Here is a 12,707-nt window from a genome sequence, read left to right on the forward strand (position 1 = left end):
TTTTGCGGAAAGTGAAATGAAAAGCCGATCGGACGACCTTCACTGTCTGCTGTCAGTGGTGGACAGCGGAAGCTTTAGTAGCGCGGCAGAACAACTTGACGTATCCGTGACCCGGGTGTCGCGAGCGGTCTCCCGCCTCGAACAGAGCTTGAACACCACGCTGCTGAACCGAACTACCCGCAAAGTGGGGCTGACCGAGGAAGGGCGGCTGTTTGTTGCGAAGGTGAGAGAAGGCCTGGCTGCGCTGGAAGAGGCCGAAGAGCAATTGGCCGTACGTAAACAAAGGCCGGCGGGCCGCCTGCGAGTGGACGCCGCAAACCCGTTCCTGTTGCATCAGATCGTGCCTCACGTCCGGGAGTTTCGAGCCGCCTATCCGCACATTGAACTGGAATTGACGGCAAGTGATCAGATTGTCGACCTGCTGGAACGACGGATTGATGTGGCTATCCGAATCGGAAGCCTGGAAGACTCGACGCTCCATGCCAAGGCATTGGGTCGGTCTCCGCTGTCAGTGGTGGCTTCGCCGGACTACCTGAAGCGGCGTGGTGGCTGCGACTCGCCGAAATCTCTCGCTGACCATGACACCATCGGCTTCACGGCACCGGAAGCTCTGAATGTCTGGCATTTTGGCGAAGGGATACGAATCAGACCGACGGTACGAGCCAGCAGTGGGGAAGCCGTACGCCAACTCTGCCTCGGCGGAAACGGTCTGGCGTATCTTTCACGGTTCATGATCGACAAGGACCTCGAACGAGGCGACTTGGTGGAACTGATGGGAGATCAACTGGTGCGCCCCAATCCAAGGGAGTTGGTCAACGCCGTGTACTACAGGAACACAACGCTGTCTGCGCGCATTCAGGTGTTTCTGGATTTCTTCAGTGCACGGTGGAAAAATCTGTAACGAGGAAACAAGCTCTAAGTAGGTGACCATCTACATACGGATTGTGGATTAGATTGTCACACTCTGGCGTTCGACTGATCGTGAGTGGCTCGGGCGGCGCCTAGCAGGCATCCTTGCAACGGCTCCAGAAAACCGGGGTTCAAAGTGCCAGCATTGATGATATTCATCGTCAGAACCCGCTGCCCGGGTAGCTGGTCCAGTTGGACTGGGCGCACTCTGGACGATATAACCGACGACTCTGGTAACAGCGCGATGGCCAATCCCGATTCAACCGCCGAATAAAGATTGGCCATGTCGGTACTGGTCATCACCGTATGGTAGTCCAGACCGGACTGCCTCAAATCCGTGGCGGCGAAATCACGTAGCGCGCAATCACTTTCCAGCAATGCGACGGGCAACGCCTCCTCTGTATTGATGGGTAGCCCAACCGAGGCATACCAGCAAAGCGCTTCCGACCACAGACTTTTCTCCGGTGCGAACTGGGATTCCCCGGTAACGATAGCCACGTCGAGATCACCAGCGGTGACCAGCTCCCGCAACCTGCGGCTTCGACCGCAGGTAATTCGGGGATCCAGCTCAGGAAAGGCGTCCCGAATGCGCGGGATAAACTTCTGCAAGAATGTCTGGGCATAATCCGTGGGTATCCCAAAATGTACAGGACCCCGGAGCGGCTCCAGGCTAAGCGCACTGAGCGTTTCGTTATTGAGGCGTAGCAGCCTGTCGATGTAGCCCAGCAACGTCTTCCCGGGTTCCGTGAGCTTGATACCCTGATTACTGCGCTCAAGAAGCCGATGGCCGATCTGCTCTTCCAATCGTTTAATCTGCATACTGACAGCGGCCTGGGAGCGGTACAGGCGGCTCGACGCCTCTTTAAAACCGCCTGCCTCCACCACCACTGCAAAGGTATTCAACAACTCCAGATCCAGAATGGGCTTCATTTGGGCGGCCTTTGGGCATTTATCAACAAATCTGAATTATCGTATCAAAAATATTCGTTTGAGTGAATCATTCCGGAGACCTATGATCTCACCATAGGCGTCGAGGTTGACGTTAAATTGATCGAATCAGTCGGCTAGCACTGAAGCAGAGGAGACACTATGAGCCACATCCATATCCCCAAGACAATGGCAGGCGTTGTTCTGACTGGGCACGGTGGCCTGGACAAACTTGAGTACCGGGAAAATCTGGAAGTGCCTCAGCCCCTCGCTGGTGAGGTACTGATTCATGTCGGAGCGAGTGCGATCAACAATACCGACATCAACACCCGGACAGGCTGGTATTCCAAAGGCGTAACAACGGGTACGGATCAGGGCGCCGCTGCAGGGTTTGAGACGGCAAACGACGAAGATGGTGGCTGGTCAGGTATACCCCTCAGTTTTCCACGTATTCAGGGTGCTGATGTGTGTGGAAACATCATAGCGGTGGGTGAGGGAGTTGACCCCGCGCGGATAGGGGAGCGCGTGTTGGTTCGCCCTATGCAACAGGCGCCTGGCGACCCGTCTTCTTACAACCTCATCACGTTCGGATCCGAGATCAACGGCGGCTACGCCGAGTACGCCGTAGCGCGTTCAAGCGAAGTGTTCGCAATCAACAGTACCCTGAGCGACGCCGAACTGGCTTCATTTCCCTGCGCCTATTCAACCGCCGAAGGCATGTTGGACAGGGCACACCTGGGGGTCGGGGAACGAATTTTGATCACCGGCGCTTCCGGTGGCGTTGGATCAGCGGCGATTCAGCTTGCCAAACGCCGGGGCGCCGAAGTAATCGCGGTGTGTGGTGAATCCAAGTTCGACGAGGTGCGTCAGCTTGGCGCCGATCAGGTCATTGCCAGGGGGCAGCCTCTGCTCGAAGTGCTGGAAAAAGACAGCGTCCACATCGTAGCTGATTTGGTGGCGGGCCCCCAGTGGCCGGAGTTGCTGGAGGTGCTGAGCCGTGGCGGTCGTTACGTGGCGTCAGGCGCCATTGCAGGCCCCATAGTGGAACTGGATGTACGAACCTTGTACTTGAAGGACCTAAGTTTTTACGGCTCGACCTGGCAGCCCAAGCGGGTCTTCGAGAACCTCATCGGATACATCGAACGAAACGAAATCGGGCCTGTAGTGGCTAAAACCTACGCGTTGAGGGACGTGGTTCAAGCCCAGGAGGACTTTATGGGCAAGCGCTTTTCGGGCAAATTGACCATTGCAATCGGTAGCCAGATCCATTGATCGCACGGTAGTTAGCCTGGCAACCGGTGGCGTTGCCGGGTTGGTTCGGTTACCTCATTTTCTAAGCTACAAGTTCTTCGATAACCATCACAATCGCTTGGCATTTCCGGTCATTCAGGGCGTCCGAGTGGGGCGAACCGAACCGACCTTTGTCGTTGTCGAAATAATGACCTGAAGCATTGGCAAATTCGTCCGAAAGCGCCGCACGGACGAGCACATCGGCGCCAATCGACAGGCTTTTTCCGGCAATGCCAAAGCCCTCTTTCACCATTTTTGATGCCAACAGCGAGCCCGGGTTTACGGCTACAAAGACCGGCCCCCCACTGCCGAGGGACGCTGCCAGTGCATTGTTCCACATGGTCAATGCCAGCTTGCTTTGAGCGTAGGCCGACATGTCGTCCAGAAGCCGGTTTTTTCCGCGCAGGGCGTCAAGTTCCACCGGAGCCTGTGCGGCCGACGACAGGTTTACCACCCGTGAACCGGGGCCCATGATTGGTAACAGGTGTTTTGTCAGTAGGTACGGCGCAACCGTATTCACGGCGAACCGGACATCCAGTCCGTCCTGGGTGATTGTTTCAGGAACCCGCATGACGCCGGCGTTGTTGATAATCACGTCCAGCTGACCATGTTCTTTTGCGATGGCATTTGCCAGAGAATCCACTTCCGCCAATCGCGACAGATCCGCCTTATAAGTGTAGATCAGTCCAGCGCCTGTACTGTCTGCCAACTTTCTTTCTGTTGCCTCCAGTTTTTCCGCGTTTCGTCCGTGTAAAAGCAACGTGTGGCCTTCGGAATAGAGACGCTTTGCGGTTTCCAGGCCGATTCCATCAGTGGCGCCGGTGATCAGAATTTTTTTGGTCATGGTTTGTGTCCTTGTGCCGAGAATTCGGGGAGCAGGTCTTCTGCGAGGTACAGGATCGTTTGTTCAGTATCCGCCTGATTGAATCGCAGGTTCAATGCAACATGGTTTACACCAATTTTTTCGAGCGATTTAAGGTAAGTCTTCAGAAACTTTATGCCGGATCTGAAGCCCAGATGAATGGGCTGAGGCGGTGCATCGGGATCTGCCAGCAAATCGATGTACAGGGATTGCATCACGGGCTTTGAGGCCTCTGTTTTACCGGGAATACCGTCACGCCAGAATCTAACCGCCTTTGCCTGCTCATCAATACTCCGCGGGTAGGTAATCCATCCATCGCCGTGGAAAGGCCCCCACTGCGGTTTCTGTTGACTGCCTCCGGTAATCAACATTGGGATCGTCCCGGCCGTTGGCTTCGGCAGCAGGTCCATCTCACCGTTCGTTTGGCCATAACGGTTTTCGAATGCCGGCGCGCTATCGGCCATCCTGCGGATGTATTCGAAACTGTCCCGAAAACGCTCGCCCCGGTTTGCATAGGTCTCGTTGAGGGCAGGGTATTCATCGGGTCGGTCGCCAGATGCGATTCCTAGTATCAAACGACCACCTGACAGCTGATCGACGCTTGCTGCGGCTTTCGCGACGTGCGCAGGGTGGCGAAGCGGCAATATCAGGCTCGCTACGCCCAGGGCGATCCGCTCGGTTTGCCCCGCCAGAAAACCGAGGTAAACGAACGGATCGAATACCTGGCCGGCATCACCGAACGAGGGCACATTGAAGGGGACATCGCGCAACCATACCGCGGAAAAACCGGCCTTCTCGGCCAACCGCACACGTTCAAGGTGACGTTCCATCGTGGGCACAGGCCCGCTGGTATAACTCTCCAGCGGAGCAATGACGCCAATACTCAACCGATTCGGCTGAAACACCTGATTGTAGCCACGATTGATAGGGGCAAATGTCTTTGTGCTCTCGTTCAGTGCCGGCATTGTCAAACCTCCACGACGACCTTGCCAACCGCCTGGCCACTGGTCAGGCGATCATAGGCCTGGCCGACCTCAGAAAGACTGAAGCTTTGCTCATCCAGGAGGGGTTTAACGGCACCCTGATCCACGATCTGCGCCAACTGCTCCAGAATGTTGCCGTGCGCTTCCCGAAGATGGTTGTGCAGCATGGGAATCAACATGAACACGACATGAATCGACAGCCCTTTGAAGTGCGCGGTGGTCAGATCCAGTTCAACCATGGCTACAGTCGAAGTCACATGGCCATTCAGGGCAGTCGCTTCAAAGCTGTTGGTCATATTGGCGCCCCCAACTGTATCGAAAACCACATCGAACCCGGCACCGGATGTGTGGGCTTCGACATAGTCGGCAACGGATTCAGTCATGTAATCGATTGGCGTGGCGTCGTAGCCTTCGATGATGCTGAATGCTTTAGCACCCGTGGCAGTGGAGTAAACATTGGCGCCGAAATGCTTCGCAAGTTGGACCGCTAGATGGCCTACGCCGCCGGTACCGCCATGCACAAGTACGTTCTGGCCGGCTTTGACACCCGCACGTTGAAGACCCTCGAATGCAGTGATGCCAACCAACGGCAACGCCGCCGCTTCACGCATAGACAGGCTCTTGGGCTTATGGGCAATCAGCCGTGCGTCGGCAGGCATAAACTCGGCGAGGGCGCCCTGCAGATCGGCCAGCCCGCCAGCACAGCCATACACTTCATCACCGGGAGCGAAATCGGTCACGCCTTCGCCTACGGCTTCAATCGTTCCCGCGAAGTCCATGCCAAGAACAGCAGGCAGGTCAGGGGACAGCGGAAGATCCTTCCCCATCTGGCGAATCATCGTATCGACGGTATTGATACTCGTTGCCGCAACACGCACGATCACCTGGCCCGTTTGTGCGGAAGGCTTAGCCACCTCTGCCAGCTCGAATGCCGACTGTTCACCGTACTGATTAAGAACCATTGCTTTCATCGTGTACCTCCAATTCATTGCTTGGGTTGGTCAAAACTCTACCCACAAGATTAATGGTTCGCATAATCGCAATAAATGGCCAATAATGGTTTTCAGTATTCGTTAAATGGATATAAAACTGTGGATACCGAAGGCATTAAACTGTTCGTTCTGGCGGCGGAAAAACTTAACATCAGCGCTGCGGGCCGGGAATTGGGAATGCCTCCAGCAGTTGCAAGTGCCAGGCTCGCGAAACTTGAAAATGCGGTAGGGGCAGATCTTTTGCGACGCTCGACCCGGAAAGTAGCGCTTTCCACTGAGGGAGCAGAATTTCTACCCTTCGCCCGAGAAATATTGGCGCAGGAGAACGCGGCCCTGGCGGCGATGGGGTTCGGCAATGAGCATGTGTCGGGGACATTGAGATTGACTGCATCCAGCACGTTTGCCCAACAGTATGTGTTACCGCTGATACCGAATTTTCTGGAGCTTTACCCGGGCATCAATCTGGACTTGCGGCTGTCGGATATGGAGCTTGATCTCATCCAGGGCAGTTTTGACCTGGCATTGCGGGACTCGGTGCTTCCAGACAGTAATTTGAAGGCTCGTAAACTGGCAGACGACAAACGGTTGTTGTGCGCTTCCCCGAACTACCTGGCGAAGTGGGGCACACCTAAGCATCCAGACGACCTTTGTTCCCACCAACTGATTGCGTTTAAATCCCAGGCGACCATCAACCTGATTGGCCCAGAGGGCGAACAGGGTAAATTCAACCCGCGTGCGCCCGGTAACCGCCTGATCATTGATGATGGGCTGAGTCATAAAATTGCCACCATGGCAGGCGCTGGCATTGCCATGCATGCTCTATGGAGTGTTCATCGTGAACTTGCGGAGGGTACCTTGGTACGGGTTCTGGCAGACTTCCGAATGGACGCAGAGCCAGCGCTCTGGCTGGTTTATCCCAAGTCTAATGTTTTAACGGCGAAGGTACGGGTCTTTATTGATTTCCTGTTAGATCGGATTGGTAACCGCCCGCCGTGGTTGGAGGTTGAGGTGAAAGGGGAGGGAGAAGAGTGAGAGGCGGCAAAGCCACCCAAAGCGGGTTGACAAAAAAGCACCATCCCTGGTGCCAAGACGCAAAGAAAGACTTATCGCTCAGCCGTGGCTTTTGGGCTGCACTTCACCGCGGATAACGATATTGCCGCTGTAGGGGGAGGGTCCTGCTGAGTGGCCTGCTGCATCACGGTCCTGTATCTCACCACGCATGACGGTTTGGCCGCTGTACGGGGCCGGTTGAGCGTTTTCAAAATGAGTCTCGTCGGATTTCCGATCAGCCAGGGTCGCGTGTGCAGGCAGCGCAGCTGCGGCCAAGAGTGATGTAACAGCAGCCAGTACAGTTGTACGCATAACATGTTCTCCAGTTTTGATAAGCGAAGGCTGATCTCCGTTTCGCCAATCGGCTCGAGATCAGATGGAGTGAAGTATGGGCTCGGGGAGAGGTCCCGAATAATCAGGAGGCTGCATGAATCACATCACCAAAACTGATGAATAAAGTTTGTCGGCGAGTTATTTCGATGTCTCCTATTTTGACTGGTTTTATCGACAAACATGAAAATATCTGTAATACAATAATATAAAGAGCATACCTAAATCGTTTTATAGAACGCACCCCGCCCGACGACGTATAAATATCGCAGTACAAACACCTATTCATCAAAATATATGATGTTTTCAATACCGAGCCCTGATTAGTCGCGCAAGGCGTTCAGTTGAAAAATAGCAGCCAACTTGTTTCCGACCTATCGTCTTTCGGAGTTGGCCATGTCCCATCGTCTGCTTGTACTTTTTCTCACTGTTCTGGCTTTGTCTCCGGTGGCTCATGCTGAGGACTCTGATTCTGTCATTGCGCTCTCTACGGACAACGATCTTTTTGCACCCACCCAAACCGATAGGGATTACACCGCAGGTGTGGCCATCACCTATTCCTCAAACTCGGAGGACTTCCTGGAAAATCCGGCTTCCGGAATCAGCCAAAACCTGGACAGGTTCCTGTTGTCTGGTATTGGAGCAGACATTAGTGAACCTGAGAGCGCCGCCCTGGAGTTTGGCATTTACGGGTTCACCCCTGAGGAAATAAAGGCGAGGGATATCGATCGGGATGATCGACCCTACAGCAGCCTCGTCTATTTATCGTCAAGCCATAGTTACAAGACCGTGAGTGACGATTCCGGGTGGACCACCTCGATGACTGTCGGAGTGCTGGGCCTGGATGTTTTTAAATCGGGTCAGAATGCGGTTCACAAGGTGATAGGAAGTGACCGTGCACGTGGCTGGGACCATCAGGTCTCCAACGGCGGGGAACCAACATTCCGGTATTCCGCTGCCTATCATCAGTATCTGGATAAGAGCCGGCCGGACCAGCAACTCAAAGTCACGTATTTCGGGTCGGTGGGTTATTTGACTGAGTTTGGTGCCGCGCTTGTTTTTCGGGACGGGCTGATTTCCTCCCCGGACAATCGTTTCAACCCTGAGCTTATGGCCTACGGCGAACGAGCGCCGGGAGTAGCGGCCCCAGGCGGCCGGGAGCATTATTTTTGGGGTGGCGTGTCTGTCAAAGCCCGTGCCTATAATGCGTTCCTACAGGGCCAGTTCAGGCACTCCGACCACGAACTGGATGCCAACAATCTTAACGTGCTCCTGGCGGAAATCTGGGCGGGGTATACCCACAGTTTCATTGCTGGCACCGAGTTGAGTTATGTGCTCCGGGTTCAGAGCTCCGAAATTAAGCGCGGGACCGGAAACCGCTCGCTTGCATGGGGTGGGCTGGTATTCAGTAAACGCCTCTAGCGGGCTCTATGCAAACCCATCATCGTGAGAAATGGGATCTATATGGCACTGAAATTAGTGCTGTCAGCTTTGAAGGCCCAGTATTGAAAGTGAGCAATTCCATTCAGGAGCAGATATTATGACGACCATTATTCATGTAACCGATGCGAATTTTGAAGAAGCGGTTGTACAGAGCGACCGGACAGTCCTGGTTGACTTCTGGGCACCCTGGTGTGGCCCTTGCAAGACGGTAGCTCCGCTGCTGGAGGACATCGCCGATGAGTTCGGTGAGCAACTTACCGTTGCCAAAGTCAACGTCGATGATAGCCCGGAAATCACTGCAAAAATGCGCATTCGTGGCATTCCGACACTGGCCTTGTTTCAGGATGGCAATGTGATTGCCCAACATGCCGGGGCAGGGAGCCTTGGCCAGTTGAGAACGTTCGTTAAAGGGCACTTATAGCCCCGGGAAACGCACTATGAAAACTCACGAGCTGCAGTTGCTGTACATCTTCGATGCGATTATGACGGAACGTTCAGTGACTAGTGCGGCGGATCGCCTGGCCATGACACAGCCTGCGGTATCGAATGCGATTTCCAGAATGCGACAGATCTGGAACGATCCGCTCTTTGTGCGAAAGGGGCGTAACATCGAACCGACCTCTTACGCCCTCAGTCTTTGGGACCAAGTAGGTGACCCTATGTTCGCGCTGACGAACGCCGTCAGCGCGACGCAGTTTGACCCGGCTTCCGCCCGGCGGACATTTCGCATTGCGGTAACCGACGTCATCGTCGAGATGATCTGGCGTCAGCTTATTGAGTTGCTTGAGCGCGAAGCGCCGGGAGTGGACGTACATGCCGTTCCCTATACGCCCGAAGGGAGCTACGACGACCTGAGATCTGCTCACGTTGATCTCGCGGTCGGCGTGCTGAACCAGCACGATTACAGTTTACGGAGCACCTGGCTTCTTGACAGCGGATTTGTTCTCGCAATGCGGGAAGACCACCCGCTGGCAGGCCGGCAAATCACCATGGAAGAGTTTCTGGAAGCCCGACACCTGTTGGTCACCATGTCGGGTGACGCCCATGGCTCTGTTGACAGTTATCTTGATCAAAAAGGGCAGAGCAGACGTATCGCCGCAACAATGAACCATTTTGCGTCCGTTCCTCAGGTGTTAAGGGAGTCCAATCTCATCGCGGCCGTTCCTGAGCTGATCAGCCAGGATTGCGGCTTCGTCGACGGGTTATGGATGGGGGAGCTACCCTTTGAACTGGATCCAACCAGCCTCTACCTCATCTGGCACGCACGCCATGATAGGGAACCGGGGATTATCTGGATGAGGAATCATATCGAACGACTGCTCCAGGATCGCTGGCACGACATCATGACCAATTCGCCCTGTGGCAGGCGCCTGAAGGCGGTCTAATCATGGCTTGGCAGTATGCCGCGTGCAGTCATGGCGTTTATAAGGCTTTGACACTGCTGTTTCAGATGGTCCCGCAGCAGGCGCATGGCAGGCGTGATGGATTGTCGAGTCGGGCAGATCAGCCACAGCTCTGATACCGGTGGCGTGTAGTCGGGCATTACGTTCATCACCCGGCCGGACAGCAGATCCTCTGATATATCAAGGCAGGATTTTACCGCCATACCTTGCCCGGCGATGCACCAGCGCCGAACGAGATCGCCGTCGTTGGACGCCCGATTGCCTCTCATTTTTACCCGGTATTCCTCACCATCCCGCTTGAAGGTCCACAAATCGTAGGGAATGTCCTGCAACTGATAGAAAAGCCCGTTGTGGCCCGCCAGATCGTGTGGATGAATGGGGGTGCCCTGTTGGTTCAGGTAATCGGGTGTTGCGCAGAGGAGTCGGGGGACATCACAGATTTTGAATCCGTACAGGTTGGCGTCGCTGGGTGAGCCATACCGTAGGGCCATATCGACCGAATCCCGGAAAAAGTCCACATTGCTGTCGGTGATCTGTACCCGCAAACTCAGCCCAGGATGCGCGGCCATCAGTTCGTCAATCCAGGGCACTACGCGGTTTCTTCCCAGATCGGATGACACCGAAAGCCGAATTTCTCCCGCCACTGTCTCTGCACCAAAGCGAATATTCTGTCGTGCCTCATCCATCAGTGCCAGCGCCTGCCGGCATTGGGGCAGGTATTTTTCCCCCGCTGCCGAGAGGCGCAGCCGACGGGTAGAGCGAACAAACAGCTCTACCCCTAACTCCTGCTCCACACGTTTTACGGCAGCGCTCGCCGTCGCAGCTCGCATATCCAGGCTGGTGGCGGCTGCGGTGATGTTGCGGAATTCGGCCACTTTAAGCACAACGGTCAGATCGTCAAAGTTCATTTTCAAAAATTATTTGATTATGTTTATGGGATTTAGCTGTTTTTCTTAGTGTAAAGAGGGATCACACTGCTTGCCACTACCAACTCACACTGGAGAGAAACATGAAAGCGGTTGGATATACTGAATCTTTGCCCATTGATGATCCTAAATCCCTTCAAGACGTGGAACTACCTCAGCCGGCGGCCACGGGAAGGGACATTTTGGTCCGCGTCAGGGCCATCGGCGTCAATCCTGTTGATTTCAAAGTACGTCAACGGGCTGCAGCAGAGCCTGGTGAGACCAAGGTACTGGGCTGGGATGCCGTTGGGGAAGTCGTTGCAACCGGAGAGGCAGTATCATTGTTCGAGCCAGGCGACCAAGTGTACTACGCTGGCGATGTTACACGGCAGGGCAGCAATGCCGAGTATCAGATCGTGGACGAGCGCATTGTGGGCCGCAAACCCGCCAGCCTGAACGACGCAGAGGCGGCTGCACTGCCTCTGACCACCATAACCGCCTGGGAAATGCTCTTCGACCACCTGGGTCTAGAACGACAGTCCCCAGAGGAAATCAGCCCAACCGACGACGTGATACTGGTGGTTGGCGCAGCCGGCGGTGTTGGCTCTATCCTGATTCAGTTGGCAAAAAAACTGACCGGTGCCACCGTGGTAGCCACCGCTTCCCGGCCCGAGTCCCGGCAATGGGTCGAATCACTTGGTGCGGATTTTGTCGTTAATCACCGCGAGCCACTGCTGCCACAAATCGAACGACTGGTGTCCGAAGGCAAAATTGCCCCGATCACTCACGTGGCCAGCCTGAATGCAACCGACCAGTATTTCGATGATTATGTGGCAGCGCTGAGGCCGTTCGGCAGGATTGCAATGATTGACGATCCCGCGTCTCTGGACGTGATGAAGATCAAACCGAAAAGCCTGTCCCTGCACATCGAATTCATGTTTGCCCGGTCCATGCACAACGCCGATGACATGAAGGTTCAGCACGACTTACTGGAAACAGTAGCGAGCCTGGTGGATCAGGGCCACATTCGTACCACCGCGGGAAAGAATCTCGGGATAATTAACGCTGACAACCTACGTGTGGCGCATTCCGAGCTGGAGTCCGGTAAGGCCGTGGGCAAGATAGTGCTGGAAGGGTTCGAGTAACCGGTATTCTGGCTATAATAGCCTGCTCTAGGGAGCGGGTTGTGAATGACATGTCGAACGCCAGAGCAAACCTCAAGCTGAAGAGCTATAGTGATCATGGGCAGAAACATGCCCATGATCACCATCAACTGGTGTTGCCGCTCGTTGGAACGCTATCGCTGTCGGTCGACAGCAAAGCCGGGGAGGTGAGCAGTGGCAAAGCCGCGATCATCGCCGCCGGCCACGACCACGAAGCGGCTGCGGATGCCAACCGCTTCGTGGTTGCGGATATTCCGGCAGCGCTGGCGCCGATGTTGGAAAAATTACCCTGTTTTGTCCACTTGGACGCTAGTGTTCCGTGCGGTTAATTCGATGACTTATTATCGATTAAACTCAGCTTTGCCCTCGCGACCGATGTCATAATGGATTCGGCGCTTTTGTGCCATCGGAATGGCTTGGCCAGTGTCTCATTATGAACCTTGATGTACT

The 12,707-nt window shown here is 54.9% G+C and carries 14 protein-coding genes; 8 read left to right on the forward strand and 6 right to left on the reverse strand.

Annotation, left to right across the window (positions count from 1 at the left end; all coding sequences use genetic code 11):
- The first annotated feature begins 16 nt into the window (after nucleotides 1–16).
- A complete protein-coding gene (locus tag AC13D2_RS02505; protein ID WP_300497858.1) occupies nucleotides 17–901 on the forward strand; it encodes a LysR family transcriptional regulator in 885 nt (294 codons plus the stop codon).
- A gap of 56 nt (nucleotides 902–957) precedes the next feature.
- Here the strand turns inward: AC13D2_RS02505 and AC13D2_RS02510 are convergent, their stop codons facing one another.
- Complete coding sequence (locus tag AC13D2_RS02510) at nucleotides 958–1,839, reverse strand: LysR family transcriptional regulator (protein ID WP_300497861.1); 882 nt, start codon at nucleotides 1,837–1,839, stop codon at nucleotides 958–960.
- 159 nt (nucleotides 1,840–1,998) lie between these two features.
- Here AC13D2_RS02510 and AC13D2_RS02515 point away from each other — a divergent pair, with 159 nt between their 5' ends.
- Nucleotides 1,999–3,108, forward strand: a complete 1,110-nt coding sequence (locus AC13D2_RS02515; RefSeq protein WP_300497864.1) for an alcohol dehydrogenase family protein — start codon at nucleotides 1,999–2,001, stop codon at nucleotides 3,106–3,108.
- Between the two features lie 61 nt (nucleotides 3,109–3,169).
- On the opposite strand, the gene AC13D2_RS02520 is transcribed toward AC13D2_RS02515, so the two are convergent.
- The 3 genes from AC13D2_RS02520 to AC13D2_RS02530 are packed head-to-tail and all read right to left on the reverse strand — an operon-like array spanning nucleotide 3,170 to nucleotide 5,942.
- A complete protein-coding gene (locus AC13D2_RS02520) occupies nucleotides 3,170–3,970 on the reverse strand; it encodes an SDR family NAD(P)-dependent oxidoreductase (protein ID WP_300497866.1) in 801 nt (266 codons plus the stop codon).
- The gene (locus AC13D2_RS02525) at nucleotides 3,967–4,953 is read right to left on the reverse strand and encodes an LLM class oxidoreductase (protein ID WP_300497869.1); all 987 of its coding nucleotides are present in this window, start codon (nucleotides 4,951–4,953) and stop codon (nucleotides 3,967–3,969) included. The genes AC13D2_RS02520 and AC13D2_RS02525 overlap by 4 nt, the downstream gene beginning before the upstream one ends.
- A gap of 2 nt (nucleotides 4,954–4,955) precedes the next feature.
- On the reverse strand, nucleotides 4,956–5,942 hold the full coding sequence (locus AC13D2_RS02530) for a zinc-dependent alcohol dehydrogenase family protein (protein ID WP_482938178.1): 987 nt from the start codon (nucleotides 5,940–5,942) through the stop codon (nucleotides 4,956–4,958).
- A 120-nt stretch (nucleotides 5,943–6,062) separates the two neighbouring features.
- Here AC13D2_RS02530 and AC13D2_RS02535 point away from each other — a divergent pair, with 120 nt between their 5' ends.
- Nucleotides 6,063–6,995 (forward strand): LysR family transcriptional regulator, encoded by a 933-nt coding sequence (locus AC13D2_RS02535; protein WP_300497874.1) that lies wholly within the window; start codon nucleotides 6,063–6,065, stop codon nucleotides 6,993–6,995.
- Between the two features lie 78 nt (nucleotides 6,996–7,073).
- Here AC13D2_RS02535 and AC13D2_RS02540 read toward each other — a convergent pair whose 3' ends face one another.
- Nucleotides 7,074–7,325, reverse strand: coding sequence for a hypothetical protein (locus AC13D2_RS02540; RefSeq protein ID WP_300497877.1), 252 nt, complete (start codon nucleotides 7,323–7,325; stop codon nucleotides 7,074–7,076).
- Nucleotides 7,326–7,739: 414 nt separating this feature from the next.
- Here AC13D2_RS02540 and AC13D2_RS02545 point away from each other — a divergent pair, with 414 nt between their 5' ends.
- The 3 genes from AC13D2_RS02545 to AC13D2_RS02555 all read left to right on the forward strand — a co-directional run bounded on the left by AC13D2_RS02545 (nucleotide 7,740) and on the right by AC13D2_RS02555 (nucleotide 10,171).
- Nucleotides 7,740–8,765 (forward strand): lipid A deacylase LpxR family protein, encoded by a 1,026-nt coding sequence (locus tag AC13D2_RS02545; RefSeq protein WP_300497880.1) that lies wholly within the window; start codon nucleotides 7,740–7,742, stop codon nucleotides 8,763–8,765.
- 118 nt (nucleotides 8,766–8,883) lie between these two features.
- A complete protein-coding gene (gene trxA, locus AC13D2_RS02550; RefSeq protein ID WP_300497883.1) occupies nucleotides 8,884–9,207 on the forward strand; it encodes a thioredoxin in 324 nt (107 codons plus the stop codon).
- Between the two features lie 16 nt (nucleotides 9,208–9,223).
- Complete coding sequence (locus AC13D2_RS02555) at nucleotides 9,224–10,171, forward strand: LysR family transcriptional regulator (protein WP_300497886.1); 948 nt, start codon at nucleotides 9,224–9,226, stop codon at nucleotides 10,169–10,171.
- On the opposite strand, the gene AC13D2_RS02560 is transcribed toward AC13D2_RS02555, so the two are convergent.
- Nucleotides 10,168–11,097, reverse strand: a complete 930-nt coding sequence (locus tag AC13D2_RS02560) for a LysR family transcriptional regulator (protein ID WP_292048077.1) — start codon at nucleotides 11,095–11,097, stop codon at nucleotides 10,168–10,170. The genes AC13D2_RS02555 and AC13D2_RS02560 overlap by 4 nt on opposite strands.
- A gap of 101 nt (nucleotides 11,098–11,198) precedes the next feature.
- Between AC13D2_RS02560 and AC13D2_RS02565 the strand changes: the two genes are divergently transcribed.
- Nucleotides 11,199–12,239 (forward strand): zinc-binding alcohol dehydrogenase family protein, encoded by a 1,041-nt coding sequence (locus tag AC13D2_RS02565; protein WP_300497890.1) that lies wholly within the window; start codon nucleotides 11,199–11,201, stop codon nucleotides 12,237–12,239.
- A 41-nt stretch (nucleotides 12,240–12,280) separates the two neighbouring features.
- Nucleotides 12,281–12,586: a cupin domain-containing protein gene (locus AC13D2_RS02570; RefSeq protein WP_482938179.1), complete on the forward strand. Its 306-nt coding sequence runs from the start codon at nucleotides 12,281–12,283 to the stop codon at nucleotides 12,584–12,586.
- The last annotated feature ends 121 nt before the right edge of the window (nucleotides 12,587–12,707 follow it).

The organism is Marinobacter sp. B-12 (assembly GCF_056857915.1).

Coding starts and splice junctions, on each gene's coding strand:
- AC13D2_RS02505 (WP_300497858.1), top strand. CDS start 17: ATGAAAAGCCGATCGGACGACCTTCACTGTCTGCTGTCAGTGGTGGAC.
- AC13D2_RS02510 (WP_300497861.1), bottom strand. CDS start 1,839: ATGAAGCCCATTCTGGATCTGGAGTTGTTGAATACCTTTGCAGTGGTG.
- AC13D2_RS02515 (WP_300497864.1), top strand. CDS start 1,999: ATGAGCCACATCCATATCCCCAAGACAATGGCAGGCGTTGTTCTGACT.
- AC13D2_RS02520 (WP_300497866.1), bottom strand. CDS start 3,970: ATGACCAAAAAAATTCTGATCACCGGCGCCACTGATGGAATCGGCCTG.
- AC13D2_RS02525 (WP_300497869.1), bottom strand. CDS start 4,953: ATGCCGGCACTGAACGAGAGCACAAAGACATTTGCCCCTATCAATCGT.
- AC13D2_RS02530 (WP_482938178.1), bottom strand. CDS start 5,942: ATGAAAGCAATGGTTCTTAATCAGTACGGTGAACAGTCGGCATTCGAG.
- AC13D2_RS02540 (WP_300497877.1), bottom strand. CDS start 7,325: ATGCGTACAACTGTACTGGCTGCTGTTACATCACTCTTGGCCGCAGCT.
- AC13D2_RS02545 (WP_300497880.1), top strand. CDS start 7,740: ATGTCCCATCGTCTGCTTGTACTTTTTCTCACTGTTCTGGCTTTGTCT.
- trxA (WP_300497883.1), top strand. CDS start 8,884: ATGACGACCATTATTCATGTAACCGATGCGAATTTTGAAGAAGCGGTT.
- AC13D2_RS02555 (WP_300497886.1), top strand. CDS start 9,224: ATGAAAACTCACGAGCTGCAGTTGCTGTACATCTTCGATGCGATTATG.
- AC13D2_RS02560 (WP_292048077.1), bottom strand. CDS start 11,097: ATGAACTTTGACGATCTGACCGTTGTGCTTAAAGTGGCCGAATTCCGC.
- AC13D2_RS02565 (WP_300497890.1), top strand. CDS start 11,199: ATGAAAGCGGTTGGATATACTGAATCTTTGCCCATTGATGATCCTAAA.